This window comes from Amycolatopsis sp. NPDC114478 (genome assembly GCF_055633805.1).
The window spans coordinates 50,149-63,942 of the sequence record NZ_JBVKDO010000035.1 but is presented as its reverse complement, the minus strand read 5'-3'; the positions used below and the strand labels follow the sequence as shown (position 1 = coordinate 63,942).

The window sequence follows — 13,794 nt, the reverse complement described above, 5'->3', positions numbered from 1 at the left end:
GCGGCCGGAACCCCGCGCTGACGAGCTATGTCGGTCGCGCGGCCGGTCCGCTTGCCGAGGCGCAAGCTATGCGGCATGAGAGGACGTTGGGCCGGCCGGTCTGTGACCGTCGGGTAGCCCCGGAGTGCGGTCTACTTGCCGGGGCGACGTGGTGCGTGGTCGAGCAGGGTTTCGGCGGCCTTGCGGGCATGACGGCCGTAGTCGGGGTCGTTGAGCACCATCGCGCGGCTCGCGGCGCCGTCGGAGAGGGTGACGAGCTGCTCAGCCAGCGGTTCCGGCTCGTCGATGCCGAGTTCGTCCAGCAGGCCGGTCACCAGAGTGAGCATGAGGAGTTTCTGCTCGCGCGCGAAGGCGTGCACGCGGCCGGCGGGGTCGGGGTGCTCGACCGCGGCGTGGATGAACGGGCATCCGTGGACGGTTCCGTCCGGCCACGGTTGCACCGCGAACATCGCGAGGAGCCGGTCACGCGGGGGCAGGTCGTCACGCCTGAGGGTTTCGAGCAGCGAGTAGTCGGACCGCAGGAGGTGGTCCAGCTGGGCCAGGACGAGGTCCTCCTTGGTGGGGAAGTGGGCGTACAGGGTCCGCTTGGACACTGGGGCGTGGGCGGCGATGTCTTCCATCGTGGTCGCGGTGATGCCGCGCGCCGCGAACAGGCTGATCGCGGCGGTCACCACGCGTTCCCGGCCGCCCCGGCCGGCTCGGCGTGCCGGTTCGTCGTTCATGCCGCCAACTATACGGCAGCGTTTACATAGGGCGGGATGTTCGCTACCGTCAATTAGGTAAACGTAAACGTGTACTTGAGGAGGACGCGTGGCGACGGTAACGAGCTTGGCAGAGCGGCTCATCCGGGGTCGGCGCGCGACCAGAGCGTTCCTGCCCGACCCTGTTCCGGACGAGACGATCGACGCTGTCTTCCGCTTGGCCGGCGCGGCGCCGTCGAATTCCAACGCGCAGCCCTGGCAGGTCGACGTGGTCAGCGGAGCCGCGCGGGACAACCTCGCCGAAGCGCTCGTGGCCGCAGGCCGGGCAGGCCGGCAGACCGTCGATTTCCCTTACAGCGAAGGCATTTACTCGCCGACGCACCAACGACGGCGCGCGGAGTTCGGTGCCGTGGTCTACGAGGCGCTCGGCATCGACCGCGACGACCGCGAGTTGCGTGCCGCGTATGACACGAAGAGCTTGAGCTTCTACGACGCGCCTCACGTCGCCCTGCTGTACGCGCCGGAATCCGGCGACGCGCGGCTGACCGCCGACGTCGGCATGTACGCGCAAACACTGCTGCTGGCCATGGCGGCCTACGGGGTGGCCAGTTGCCCCCAGGCTCTGCTGAGCTTCTACGCAGACACGGTGCGCGAGACGCTCGGCATCACCGGCGGGAAGCTGTTGTTCGGTATCGCGTTCGGCTACGCCGACCCGACCGCGGCGATCAACTCCGTCACCGTCGGCCGCGAGCCATTGGAGAAGACGACACGCTTCCACCGCTGACGGTAGTCGCGGAGGTCACAGGGGGTCGTATTCGTCGCCGTTTCGTTGAGCAGCATGTAGTCGGGCGACAGTTCGGTCAGGCACCTGCTCAGCGACGCCAGTAGTTCCTCGACGGCGACCTGGCCGAGTTCCAGCTCCGCGGTGACCTCGGAGCGGAACTGATCGATCCCGGGCTCGTCGGCTTTCAGTTCGGCGTAGGAAGATTCGAAGGAGGCGCGCATCGCCTTGACGTCAGGTGCGTCCGACAGGACGTCGTGCCAGGTCGGCACACCGACGACCAAGCGGATCACGACGTCCAAGTCGGCGGCGACGATCGCGGCCCCGCCTTCGGAGTCGGCGTAGAGCGTGGGTCCGTCGTCGCACAAGAAGAACGTGCCACCCGAGGCGTCCCCGGCGACCGCGCGCAACTTACCGCCCGACGCCAACCGCACCGGTTCGATGGGCTCGCGGCGGGCAACATCGAAGTCGAACACCTCCGGCACCCGACTGGCGACGTGGCGTGCGGCGTGGTCGTGGGGGCTGCGAGGTAACCGGTCAGAGGTCTCGGGCGATGTTCCAGGTGATGACTGATACCGCGTGCTTCGTACAGTTTCCCCACCCCGGCGCCGAGCACCGCTTCGCCGGCGATGAGGTGCCGTGGAACATCGGCCGTCACGGACGAAAGTTTTTGGTTGCGCCCGGGCGGTACGTCACCGACGACGATCAGCTCAACGAGTGCGAGATGGTGTTCTGGGCAGAGTGGGAGCCGCCGTCCCAGGTCGAACGTCGCTGGCCGGGCGCGGGCGACTTGCCACGAACGTTGCACCGGCCGTACTGGACCCGGCCGGGTCGTTCATGGCCCCGGCAGAACACCGACCCATGGGTATTCGGCGAGCGGATGGTCTACAGCAACTGCAAGCAGACCACCGGCACACCGCGACGCAGCACCGCGATGCAGTCCTTACCGGTCGGCTCGGTGATCTGCTTCGGTTCCACCCTCCGCCGCCAATTTTGCGTCGACACCGTGTTCGTCGTCGCCAGCACGCAGCCATGGACGCCCGACCGGACCGCCGGCCCGGATGTCGACGAGGCCTTCACCGTCTGCACCGTCCAATCGTTGACCGCCACGGCCGGCGACACCGGCTGCGGGCCAGGGTGCTTACCCGACTCGGCACTGGAGCTGACGTTCTACCGCGGGGCGACGATCGACAACCCAGTTCATGGCATGTACAGCTTCGTGCCGGCCCGACCGACCGACCATCCACAACCCCGATTCCAGCGGCCCGCCGTGGACCTGCCCGGCCTGATCAATCCTGCCAGCCGACAGAGCACTCGCGGTGCCGGCCGAGCGCTGCCAATTGAGAACGTGCGCGAAGCCTGGACGTCGCTACGCCACCAGGTTCTGACCCACGACCTGGCACTCGCCACCTATCTGGCTACCCCACCGCGCGCATCCGCCACCGAGCCAGTCACCTCGACGACGGCCCGCATTCCCTTCTGAACACACGATCAGCGACATGAGAGTGCGTTGCAGGCGGTGGCTTGATCCCGATTCACACGTCGAGGACAGTCGAGGACAACGGTATCCGGATAGGTGGCACCATCGAGGGGCGCGGGGGTTCGAGCCCGACCGTCGCCGCGACCGGAGCCGGATGCAGTGCAAGGAACGAGGTGGGATCTTGGCCGACACCAGCTGGATGCCGATCGCCGGGGCGGCTGTCGGCGCTGTGATTGCGCTGGCCGGGACGCTGGTGGCCGGCATTCGCGCCGACCGGGCCCAACGCAGCAGGGACCGTGAGGCGGAACGCTTGGCGACATATGTCGAGTACGCCCAAACACTTGAAGCCGCCCATGCCGCGTTGCGGTCGGTGGCGCGCGGCCGAACGGACGATCCGGATCGTTCTTTCGCAGCAGGACAAGCTGTTCAGGATTCCGGGATCTACCGCGTCCGGGAACGGCTGCTCATGTCGGGCTCCACGGAACTCGTCCGGGCGTGCGAGACAGCGTTCGGCTGTCTCATCGGGGTCAGGGACGCGGTTCGTGCGGGTGCCGGGCTGTCCAGCCGGAGCTATCACGACGCCTACCACGCTTATGCCGAAGCTTTGTGGGCGTTGCGCAGAGCTGTCCGGACGGTGTTGCGGCAACGACCCATCACACCGGCCGATCTGAAGCGGGCCAGCTGGTCCGAACGTGAGGAGTGCCCGGTGTGCCGAGGCGCCGGCATACCGGAGTCCCCGTGACGGTCAGGCCGATGGAGCCTGCCCGGCGGCCGGATTCGATGACATCATGCTCGTCATGGCCGATACCGCGGCCCGGGCTCTCCTGCCCGGCCACGATCAGGCGGGCGCTCCGTTGCGCGTGCTCGCCGTCGTCGATCACTGGTCCTCCGCCCGCGGCGGGGTGGGCACGTTCAACCGCCGGCTTTGCAGAGCACTGGCCGCGGCAGGCGCCGAGGTGTCTTGCCTCGTGCAGGAAAGCGAGCCGCGCGACAAGGATGACGCGGAGGCTGCCGGTGTCCTGCTGCTGACCGACAGCCGTCCGGACAGCGAGCCGACGGGCAGGCCATTCCTCCTGCCGCCCGATATGTTCTTGAACCTGCCTCCGGACGTGATTCTCGGGCATGGCCAGGTGACGGGCTGGCAGGCGCTGACGCTCCGGGAGCGGTTCTTCCGCAAGGCCACCTGTGTGCATTTCGTGCACACCGACCCCGACGAGCTGGCATGGCAACGGGATCCCGGAAAAGATCCTTTCGGGGAGCTCGCCGAGCGGAAATGGAAAGCGGAAATCGACCTGATGCAGCAAGCGGACCGGGTGCTGGCGGTCGGTCCCCGGCTGTTCCGGTCGGCGAGACACGCGTTGAAATCTTTCGGTGATCTGGCCGCCCTGCACCGGATCGATCCGGGTTTCGACACGAGCGGCCCGCTTCCCGAACCACCAGGCGCAGAAGAGCTGCTGCAGGTCCTCGTCCTGGGCCGGCTCGGCGCGCGTCGGGCCAAAGGGCTGGACATCGCGGCACGTGCGGTGGGCGAGGCGATCCGGCTGCTCGGCAAGGACGGGGAGCGGGTCAGGCTGTTCCTGTGTGGTGCCGAGACCAGCGAAAAACACAACCCGCGAAAGCTGCGCGAGGCGGTTCAACGCTGGTCGGGACGGAAGAACCTGCTGGTCACCGCCCACCCCTTCACCACCGACGACAGGACTCTCCAGGGCCATCTCCGGAGCTCCGCCCTGGTGCTGATGCCATCGCGGGCCGAAGGTTTCGGCCTGGTCGGTCTCGAAGCGATAGCCGCGGGCGTCCCCGTGCTGATCACCGCGCGCAGCGGCCTCGCGAAGGTGCTCCAAGACGCGGAAGAGGCTATCGCGCTACCGGTGGAGGACGTTCCGGCGAGCGATCGCGTGGTGTGGGGTCGTGCGATCGCCGAAGTCCTGCGGGATCCCCGGCGTGCGTTCGCACGGGCCGCTGAGCTCCGGGAGAAAATGCGCGCCGAGAAGACCTGGTCGGCGGCCGCGCAAGGCCTCCTGGAAGTCGTTCCCCGCCGGCACCGGACGTCGGCCGGACGGCCGCGGCCGGACTTCTTGAACGCCTTCGTCTGCCGCACCGGGAGCGACGGGCGGGCCTTCGAGAGCAAGTTGCAACGCGCCGCCTTCAACAACCGGATCGAGCGCGTGGCCCCGTATACCTGCGTCAATCCCGAAGAAGAACACCTCACCACCGCGGCAGCGATGGCCGAAGTGATCCGCAGTGCGGACGTCGTCCTGTTCGTGCTGACTTTCGAGAGCAGCCGCGACACACGTGCCAACCCCTGCCTCTCCCTCCTGGAACTCGCCAGAGACCAGGGCAAGCCGATCTTCGTCCTCCAGGCCGACTACGCCACGAGACCTCCGATCGACCTGCCGGACCGTCCGACAATCGATTTCACGGGTGAGTTCGCGAGCGGGCTCGGCGACCTGGCTGCCCACCTGGCCGGGCTCGGCCGGGTGCCCCACCAGCCCACGTCCCCGGCACGAACGGTGCCGGTCGCCACGCAAAACGGCGCCGGGCACGAGTTCGTCGCGATCAACGACATGCCCGACATCCTCGCCACCGATTTCCAGGATCGCGGTCCCCAGCGGCGCGCGCTGAAGGAGCTGTTGTCCCGGAGCGGGTTCCGCCTGATCCAGCTCGAGGGTGACAACGGTGTAGGCAAGACGGCACTGCTGCGGACGATGAGAGCCGAAGAGGAAAGGCGTTCGGCGTCCGCGTGCCTGGATGCCTTCGTGTACTTCTCGGCGCGCGGCTTCCGGTGGATCACGGTGGCGACACTGCTGGAGGACCTGGTCCGGACCGGTGATCCGAACGGTGCGTCCGCCCTCGTCGGCGCGATTCGCACGAAGCCGTGGCGAGCGCTGCTGGACGAGGTCGTCGCCGCCTTGGCCCGGAGAAGGATCGCAGTGGTGATCGACGACGCCGACGAGTTGTTCGACGCCCGCGGCACCTGGAAGGACCGGGAACTCGCGGAACTGCTCACCGGGCTGGCCGACCGCAACGATCACGAAGTCAAGGTCGTCATGTCCGTCAAACGAGTACGCGGAGACCGACCGGATGATGCGCTGCTCATGCGGCACACCGAAAGCATCAGCCTGAATGGCGGCTTGTCCGCCGGCTTCGCCAAGCCGTTGCTGGCCGGCCTGGACGCCGACGGCCACCTCGCGGACACCCCCGACGCGAACCTGGCCCGCTTGCTGAGCCGGACCGCCGGTCATCCACGCGCTTTGGAACTCGTTGCCGGGATCCTGCACAAACACCCTGGTGAGACCGCCGACACGCTGTCCGATCTGCTCGAACACGCCCAAGACCCTGCGGCCAGATTGTTCGAGTTCCTGTTCGCGCGGCTGGACCTCCACGAACGTCGGGTGGCGCAGGCTTTGGCCGTTTTCGCCCGGCCGGTGCCGCCCGAGGCGGTGACCTACCTGCTGAACGACGTGGCCACGGATCCGCAGACCGAACTCGTGCTGCGGTCGCTGCGCGCGTGTTTCCTGATCCACCACTACGGCGACCGCTACTACCTGCCGAGCGCGGACGCCGACTTCGTCCTGTCCAGCTTGCTGACCGCCGAGGACGCCGGCGGGGCGAACGCCCTGACCAAGGAGACGATGTGGCTGCGCGGCGCCGAATACTTCCAAGACCGGCAAGCGGCGTCGCCGGACCGGATCGAAGACCTCTGGCCGCAGTTCGGCGAAATCGAACTCTGCCACCGGGCCGGTCGCTGGGTGCACGCGCTGCGCGTGATGAACGACATCGACGACAGGTACCTGTCCCGCTGGGGGCAGAGCCATGTTCTCGTTTCCTGGCGCAACGACCTGCGCACCAAGCTCGGCACCGACGAGCTGAAGGGCCTCAACCTGTCGCGCCTGGTCGGTGCCCGACGGCAGTACGAAGGACACTCCGACGAGAACCTGGCCGACATCATGGCCGCGTTCGGCCACGCGGAGGCGGTCGATGACCGGAGCAACGCCGTGGTCGTGCGCGTCCAGCTCGCCAACGCCCTGGCCGACCGTGGCGACTTCGCCGAGGCGGAGATCCAGTATCGGGAGGCGACAGCAGAGGCCGTGACTTGGGGCCTGGTCAGGGACGAGGCCAACGCCCGTGCCGGTTGCGCGTCCTGCTTGGTCAGATCAGGGGATTTCGCGGCGGCACAGGACGAGGTGAGTGCGGCGTTCCGTGCCGTCGCCACGTGGTACGACGCCGGGCCCGACCGTGACGAGATCTGGGCCCACCTGCTCGTCACGCGAGCCTGGGTGGCGCGCCAGCGCGGCGACCACTGGCTGGGCCGGCGGCTGCTCGACATCGCGCACGACCTGGCGAGCAGGCTCGGCAGCGAGCTGCTCTTGGGCCGGGTGCTCGGTGGCCTGGCGGCGAACGCGCTCGTGACCGATCAGGCTCGGCGAGCGGTCGAGCTGACCGTGCAATCGGCCAGGATCGGCGCACGCCTGGACAACGGCGGCCTCCTGCGCGAGTCGGCGGTCACGCGGAGCCTCGCCCTGCTCGAGCTGGACGACCGGAGGGCAGCGGCCGAGGCTGCGGACATCGGCGCGCGGTACGCCACGACCCCCAGGGCGTTCGACGCTCTTTGCGCCCAGGGCCTGGTCGCCTATCGGCAACGGGACGATGCGAAGGCGGGGAACTGCTTCACCGAGGCGATGGATCTCCTGCCTCCCGGGGAAGAGCGGCCCCGCCGGGACTACCTCCTGCTCGACGCCAAGGGAGCCGTCCTCTGCGGGCTCGCGCTCCTGGGCCGCCGGCCGATCGCCGACGCGGTCGGCGCATTCCACCTGGCGCGCCGGATCACCGCCGAGCCCGGGGTGCTCGCCTACAACGACCTCGTCCTGCGCCAGTTCGGAGAACGGGCGGACAGCGAGATCCTGGCGCAGGCTCAGCTCGCCGCGTGCGGCGGCGGATACGGTGGTTTGGCCGCGTTGCGGCAGCTCAGACCTTGATCAACGCCCAGCGCGGCACCGTGCGGGTCTCTCCGCCGTCCCAGCGAAGGTCGGCGTGGATATCCCCGTCGACCACAAGGAACTGCTGGATACGCGCGATCGGCTGGCGGCTGAATGCGGCACGATCGCGGTAGTTGATGCGTACTACCTGCCCCACCTGCAGTTCTCCGGCATAGGGATTGTGTTCGCACCCGCTCCACTCGCGGTGGTCCCGCCACCGCGAATCCGGCATTCCCAGGCCTTCGTTGACCATTTCCACCACCCCTGCCGGACATTACGGCGGGCACCGCGCGCACGTCCATGACGACTTCACGGGCAGGAAGCTGCCGTTTCGGCGGCCCTGTCCGACACGTTCCCGACAACGAATCCGGCCCCTCCGGCGCTGGCATGTCGCGCTCGTGCTCACCGGTGGCCGGGCGGAAGATCTATGGCCCAGTACCCGCCCGGAAGGCCCGCCGACCCCATGAAGATCCGTGCCGCCGTGGTCGATCCCCTCCCGCTGTACCGGTACGGCGTCGCGGCCGGCCTGGAGGCAGCGGGCTGGCGGGTCGACCTGCCCGACGACTTGTGGGCGTGGATCACCGAGGGGCCGGGACAGGTGGTTCTGCTCGGCGTCTGCGGGACTGTCGACTGGCAGCTGCTCGCGGACCTGCGTGCCGCCGGGCCGGAGATCCGCTTGCTGGCGATGATCGACGAGCCGGACGTGCCCGCCTACCTCCGCGCCATCCGCGCCGGGGCCTCGGGCGTGGTCGAACGGGCCTGCTCGCCGGCCACGCTGCAAGCCTCCTTCAGGGCGGTCGCCAACGGCCAAGCCATCCTGCCTGCGGAAGTGGTGCAGGTGCTGGCGGCCGCGCACCGGACGGTCGACGGACCGGACCCGTCGGAAGAGGAACGCGGCTGGCTCCGGCAGCTCGCGGCCGGCACAACCGTCGCAGAACTGGCTACAAGTGCGGGCTATTCGGAGCGAATGATGTTCAGGCGGTTGCGGGCGCTCTACAGCCGGCTGTCGGTCAGCAACCGAACCGAGGCCCTCATCCACGCACACAGAAGCGGCTGGCTCTGAGAACGAGCGTCACGAGCGCCGGCCTGCTGCTGACCGGCGAGTCAGGTTCGCGTACCGGCGACGTTTCTGCGGCGTTGTGTTCCGTCCCGCGGTCGACGCAGCGACGCGTCCGGGGCGAAGGCGGGCTGTGCGGCGGTGCGGCTGAGGTGGACCTCCCATGGGCTGCGGCACAGTCACAAGACGTGGCTGATCGCGGGCGGCGCACCGGAGATCACGCAGGCTCGGTCATCGCTTGGACAACCGTGTTATCGATACCTATTTCCACGTCGCTCCGGTCGTCGAGCAGCGGCTGCTCGACGATCTTGAGTGCCGCTGGCACACCGCAGCACCACCACCGCCAACGCCGTCACCGGGTGTGGTCGACAGGGGGCGAGTGGCGCCGGTTGTCCCCCTCTCGCCACGGTGGGGGTCACCCGCCGGGCGAGCCGGGGAGCAGCGGGAACACCGCGCCGACGCCGGGCCGGGGCTGGGGCAGTGCTCCAGTTCTGCCCCACCAGGAGCACAAGATCTCGCGGAACAACGATCACCGAAGATCGAACCAGGAACGCAGAAAACCCCTCCGACCAGCCAATGAGGCTGAAACGAAGGGGTTCGTTGCGATGTGGAGCTAAGGGGACTCGAACCCCTGACCCCCTCACTGCCAGTGAGGTGCGCTACCAGCTGCGCCATAGCCCCGGAGCGAAGCTCTGCTCCGCATCTCGTGTGTCCATACATTACACCCCGCCCGACCACCCTCCACGCGGGGGTCCCCACAGTCACTCCATGCCACTGACCTGCGTCTTTACACCTTATTTTTAGTCGTGTATTGACTCCTAGATGTGGCCGCCGTTACATTTTGCGCGGTTGTGACGCCGAGGTCCCCGCCCGTTACGCCGCGTCTACCCAGACCGGGCACGCCTCTGCCGTTTCCTGCTCTACGAACGCCGCTCACGCGGCAGAGGAGGTTTCGCATGAAGAGGACGCTGGTGCTGCTGTCCGCGGCATTATCCCTGGTCGCGGGCGCCGCGGCCGTTCCGAGAGCCCAAGCCGCCGTCACCCCGGACGGCTGGTACACCGTCACCGCCGCCAACAGCGGGAAGTGCGTCGATGCCCGGGGCGCCGGGACCGCCGACGGCACCGTCGTTCAGCAGTACTCCTGCAACCAGACCGCTTCCCAGCAGTGGCAGTTCCAGTCCACCGGTGACGGCTACTTCCGGGTGAACGCGCGCGCCAACCCGGCCGCCGCCTGGGATGTCACGAACGTCTCGACCGCCGATGGTGGCCTCGTGCAGCTCTGGACCTACGGAGGCGGCGCCAACCAGCAGTGGCAGGCCGTCGACGAGGGGAACGGCCGCTACCACTTCGTCAGCCGCAACAGCGGGAAGTGCCTCGACGTGCCCGGTGCTTCCACCGGCGATGTGCAACTCCAGCAGTACGCCTGCAACGGCACCGCCGCCCAGTCCTTCACCCTGAACCCCGTGAACACGACCCAGCCCGGCCAGCCCGACTTCGGCCCGAACGTCGTCGTCTTCGACCCCTCCATGTCGAGCTCGGCCATCCAGAGCCGGCTGAACAGCATCTTCAGCCAGCAGGAGCGCAACCAGTTCGGCAGCCAGCGCTACGCCGTCATGTTCAAGCCGGGCACCTACGCCAACGACGTCAACGTCGGCTTCTACACACAGGTCCTCGGCCTCGGCCTGAGCCCGGACGCCGTCACGATCAACGGCGCCGTGCACGTCGAGGCCGACTGGTTCCCGCCGCAGAACGCCACGCAGAACTTCTGGCGCGGTGCCGAGAACCTGTCCGTGAACCCGAACGGGGGCGCCGACCGCTGGGCCGTCAGCCAGGCCGCGCCGTACCGCCGCATGCACGTCCGCGGCGACCTGCAGCTCGACGACGGCGGCTGGGCCAGCGGCGGCTGGATCTCCGACACCAAGATCGACGGCCAGGTCCGCTCCGGCTCGCAGCAGCAGTGGATCTCCCGCAACTCGCAGTTCGGCAGCTGGAACGGCTCGAACTGGAACATGGTCTTCGCGGGCGTCCAGGGCGCCCCGGCGAACACCTTCCCGAGCCCGCCCTACACCACCGTCGGCCAGACGCCGGTCGTGCGCGAAAAGCCGTTCCTCTACATCGACGGCGCCGGCAATTACCAGGTCTTCGTCCCGAGCGTGAAGACCAACGCGGCCGGCACGACCTGGGCGAACGGCACCGCGCCGGGCACCTCGCTGCCGATCGACCAGTTCTACATCGCCAAGCCCGGCGCCACCGCCGCCGACATGAACGCCGCGCTCGCCGCCGGGAAGAACCTGCTGGTCACGCCGGGTGTCTACCACCTGAACCAGGCGCTGCACGTCACCCGGCCGGACACCGTCGTGCTCGGCCTCGGCATCGCCACGCTGGTGCCGGACGGCGGCGTCACCGCGATGAACGTCGACGACGTCGACGGCGTCAAGGTCGCCGGCCTGCTGATCGACGCCGGCACGACCAGCTCGACCACCCTCATGCAGGTCGGCGCGGCCGGCTCGGCCGCAGACCACACGGCGAACCCGACGTCGCTGCACGACGTCTTCTTCCGGATCGGCGGCGCCGCCGTCGGTAAGGCGACGAACAGCCTGGTGGTCAACAGCAACAACGTCATCGGCGACCACATGTGGATCTGGCGCGCCGACCACGCCGACGACAACGCCTACGTCGGCTGGACCACGAACACCGCCGACAACGGCCTCACGGTCAACGGCAACAACGTGACGATGTACGGCCTGTTCGTCGAGCACTACCAGAAGACGCAGGTCGTCTGGAACGGCAACGGCGGCCGGACGTACTTCTTCCAGAACGAAATGCCCTACGACGTGCCGAACCAGGCCGGCTGGATGAACGGGTCGAGCAAGGGCTACTCCGCCTACAAGGTGGGCCCGAACGTCACCAGCCACGAGGCGTGGGGGCTGGGCAGCTACTGCTACTTCAGCACCAACCCGTCCGTGGCCAGCGCGCACGCGTTCGAGGCGCCGAACACCGCGGGTGTCCGGTTCCACGACATGGTGACCGTGTCGCTCAACTACCAGGGCACGATCACGCACGTCATCAACACCACGGGTGACACGACCCCGGCCGGCACCAAGCCGGTCAACCTGGTCGGCTACCCCTGAGCAACCGGCGTGCGCCGTGGTGGCGGCCGCGGCGCACGCCGGTCCTAAGTGTCCGGACACAGTGGACGCGTGGCCCAAACGGGTGGTGAACCGAGCCGGCCAGGCCTTTTGCCGCGATACTGGGTGCCCCGACACCCGAGGAGCGACTCATGACCTCCTTCGCAGCCTTCTCCGTCGTCGAACCCCGCCAAGCCTGGCCGATCGCCGCCGTCCGCGGCGTGTTCGCCCTGGTCTTCGGGCTCTTCGCGCTGATCTGGCCGGGCGAGACGGTGCTCGTCCTGGCGATCCTTTACGGCGTGTACGCGATCGTCGACGGCATCGGCGCCCTCATGCAGGCCTTCCGCGGAGGTGACACCGGGCACCGCGCCGCCTACGGAATCCTCGGCGCGCTCGGCATCATCGCCGGAATTCTCGTTCTCGTCTGGCCCGGAATCACGGTTCTGCTGCTGGCCCTGCTGGTCGGCGTGTGGGCGATCGTCACCGGCGTCGCGGAGATCGCCGCGGCGATCCGGCTGCGCAAGCAGATCCAGGGCGAGGCGTTCCTCATCGCCGCCGGTGCGCTCTCCGTGATCGCCGGCATCCTCATCGTGATCAACCCGATCGCCGGCGCGTTCGGCATCGCGCTGCTCGTCGGCATCTACGCGCTGATCTACGGCATCATGCTGCTGGTGCTGGCCTTCCGGCTGCGCAAACTGGGGGACACCACCCCCGCCGCGTGAGTAGCGTGCGGGGGTGTCGACCCGCGAACTGGTGGTGCTGGGCACCGCGAGCCAGGTGCCCACGCGCCACCGCAACCAGAACGGCTACCTCCTGCGCTGGGACGGCGAGGGCATCCTCTTCGACCCCGGCGAGGGCACCCAGCGCCAGATGCTGCGGGCGGGCGTGGCCGCCACGGACGTCACGCGCCTCTGCGTCACGCACTTCCACGGCGACCACAGCCTCGGCCTGCCCGGCGTGATCCAGCGGCTGTCCCTCGACAAGGTCCAGCACCCGGTCCACGCCCACTTCCCGGCGTCCGGCGCGCACTACTTCGAGCGGTTGCGGCACGCGACGTCGTTCTACGAGACGGCTGACCTGCGCGAACACCCGATCGCCGAGGACGGGCCGATCGCCGACGGGACCAAGTTCACCCTCGAAGCCCGGCGCCTGAGCCACCCCGTCGAGGCCTTCGGCTACCGGCTGACCGAGCCCGACGGCCGCACGATGCTGCCCGGCAAACTGACGGAACACGGCATCAGCGGCCCGGACGTCGGCAAGCTCCAGCGCGAAGGGCGGCTGGGGACCACCGAGCTGGAAGACGTCAGCACGCCCCGGCCGGGCCAGCGCTTCGCGTTCGTCATGGACACTCGCCTCTGCGACGCGGTGTACGCCCTCAGCGAAAACGCCGACATGCTCGTCATCGAGGCGACGTTCCTCGCCGACGACACCCGGCTGGCGAAGGACTTCGGCCACCTGACCGCGCGGCAGGCGGCCCGCGTCGCCGCCGAATGCGGTGTCCGGCAACTGGTCCTGACGCACTTCTCGCAGCGCTACCCCGACCCGGCGCGCTTCCTGGAGGAGGCGAAAGCCGAGTTCGACGGCGAAATCGTGGTGGCCGAGGACCTGGAGCGGGTCCAGGTGCCGAAACGCCGGTCCTCCCCAGCGGACCACCGGGCGCCGTAGGCTGCA

General features: G+C 68.5%; 11 protein-coding genes and 1 tRNA gene. 8 read left to right on the top strand and 4 right to left on the bottom strand.

Annotated features, from left to right (window positions below):
• Positions 1–131: 131 nt before the first annotated feature.
• Positions 132–722 (bottom strand): TetR/AcrR family transcriptional regulator, encoded by a 591-nt coding sequence (locus ACZ7OH_RS48255; protein ID WP_470287104.1) that lies wholly within the window; start codon positions 720–722, stop codon positions 132–134.
• Positions 723–810: 88 nt separating this feature from the next.
• On the opposite strand from ACZ7OH_RS48255, the gene ACZ7OH_RS48250 reads away from it, so the two are divergent.
• Positions 811–1,485, top strand: a complete 675-nt coding sequence (locus tag ACZ7OH_RS48250) for a nitroreductase (RefSeq protein WP_470287103.1) — start codon at positions 811–813, stop codon at positions 1,483–1,485.
• Here the strand turns inward: ACZ7OH_RS48250 and ACZ7OH_RS48245 are convergent.
• Positions 1,404–1,958, bottom strand: a complete 555-nt coding sequence (locus ACZ7OH_RS48245) for a hypothetical protein (protein WP_470287102.1) — start codon at positions 1,956–1,958, stop codon at positions 1,404–1,406. The two genes, ACZ7OH_RS48250 and ACZ7OH_RS48245, sit on opposite strands and share 82 nt — an antisense overlap.
• Before the next feature lie 77 nt (positions 1,959–2,035).
• Here ACZ7OH_RS48245 and ACZ7OH_RS48240 point away from each other — a divergent pair, with 77 nt between their 5' ends.
• The 3 genes from ACZ7OH_RS48240 (at position 2,036) to ACZ7OH_RS48230 (ending at position 7,938) form a co-directional block, all read left to right on the top strand.
• Entirely contained in the window at positions 2,036–2,965 is a 930-nt protein-coding gene (locus tag ACZ7OH_RS48240) for a hypothetical protein (protein ID WP_470287101.1), read from the top strand.
• 178 nt (positions 2,966–3,143) lie between these two features.
• The gene (locus ACZ7OH_RS48235) at positions 3,144–3,704 is read left to right on the top strand and encodes a hypothetical protein (protein WP_470287100.1); all 561 of its coding nucleotides are present in this window, start codon (positions 3,144–3,146) and stop codon (positions 3,702–3,704) included.
• Positions 3,705–3,759: 55 nt separating this feature from the next.
• On the top strand, positions 3,760–7,938 hold the full coding sequence (locus ACZ7OH_RS48230; RefSeq protein WP_470287099.1) for a glycosyltransferase: 4,179 nt from the start codon (positions 3,760–3,762) through the stop codon (positions 7,936–7,938).
• On the opposite strand, the gene ACZ7OH_RS48225 is transcribed toward ACZ7OH_RS48230, so the two are convergent.
• Positions 7,928–8,191 carry a hypothetical protein gene (locus ACZ7OH_RS48225; protein WP_470287098.1) on the bottom strand — a complete coding sequence of 88 codons (264 nt, stop codon included), beginning with the start codon at positions 8,189–8,191 and terminating at the stop codon, positions 7,928–7,930. The genes ACZ7OH_RS48230 and ACZ7OH_RS48225 overlap by 11 nt on opposite strands.
• Before the next feature lie 210 nt (positions 8,192–8,401).
• Between ACZ7OH_RS48225 and ACZ7OH_RS48220 the strand changes: the two genes are divergently transcribed.
• Positions 8,402–9,001: a DNA-binding response regulator gene (locus tag ACZ7OH_RS48220; protein WP_470287097.1), complete on the top strand. Its 600-nt coding sequence runs from the start codon at positions 8,402–8,404 to the stop codon at positions 8,999–9,001.
• A gap of 602 nt (positions 9,002–9,603) precedes the next feature.
• Here ACZ7OH_RS48220 and ACZ7OH_RS48215 read toward each other — a convergent pair.
• Positions 9,604–9,676: transfer RNA gene (locus ACZ7OH_RS48215), tRNA-Ala, on the bottom strand.
• 275 nt (positions 9,677–9,951) lie between these two features.
• Between ACZ7OH_RS48215 and ACZ7OH_RS48210 the strand changes: the two genes are divergently transcribed.
• The 3 genes from ACZ7OH_RS48210 (at position 9,952) to ACZ7OH_RS48200 (ending at position 13,788) form a co-directional block, all read left to right on the top strand.
• Positions 9,952–12,126 (top strand): RICIN domain-containing protein, encoded by a 2,175-nt coding sequence (locus ACZ7OH_RS48210; protein ID WP_470287096.1) that lies wholly within the window; start codon positions 9,952–9,954, stop codon positions 12,124–12,126.
• Between the two features lie 149 nt (positions 12,127–12,275).
• Positions 12,276–12,845 carry an HdeD family acid-resistance protein gene (locus ACZ7OH_RS48205; RefSeq protein ID WP_470287095.1) on the top strand — a complete coding sequence of 190 codons (570 nt, stop codon included), beginning with the start codon at positions 12,276–12,278 and terminating at the stop codon, positions 12,843–12,845.
• A 13-nt stretch (positions 12,846–12,858) separates the two neighbouring features.
• The gene (locus tag ACZ7OH_RS48200; RefSeq protein ID WP_470287094.1) at positions 12,859–13,788 is read left to right on the top strand and encodes a ribonuclease Z; all 930 of its coding nucleotides are present in this window, start codon (positions 12,859–12,861) and stop codon (positions 13,786–13,788) included.
• The last annotated feature ends 6 nt before the right edge of the window (positions 13,789–13,794 follow it).

Coding starts and splice junctions, on each gene's coding strand:
- ACZ7OH_RS48255 (WP_470287104.1), bottom strand. CDS start 722: ATGAACGACGAACCGGCACGCCGAGCCGGCCGGGGCGGCCGGGAACGC.
- ACZ7OH_RS48240 (WP_470287101.1), top strand. CDS start 2,036: ATGTTCCAGGTGATGACTGATACCGCGTGCTTCGTACAGTTTCCCCAC.
- ACZ7OH_RS48230 (WP_470287099.1), top strand. CDS start 3,760: ATGGCCGATACCGCGGCCCGGGCTCTCCTGCCCGGCCACGATCAGGCG.
- ACZ7OH_RS48225 (WP_470287098.1), bottom strand. CDS start 8,191: ATGGTCAACGAAGGCCTGGGAATGCCGGATTCGCGGTGGCGGGACCAC.
- ACZ7OH_RS48220 (WP_470287097.1), top strand. CDS start 8,402: ATGAAGATCCGTGCCGCCGTGGTCGATCCCCTCCCGCTGTACCGGTAC.
- ACZ7OH_RS48210 (WP_470287096.1), top strand. CDS start 9,952: ATGAAGAGGACGCTGGTGCTGCTGTCCGCGGCATTATCCCTGGTCGCG.
- ACZ7OH_RS48205 (WP_470287095.1), top strand. CDS start 12,276: ATGACCTCCTTCGCAGCCTTCTCCGTCGTCGAACCCCGCCAAGCCTGG.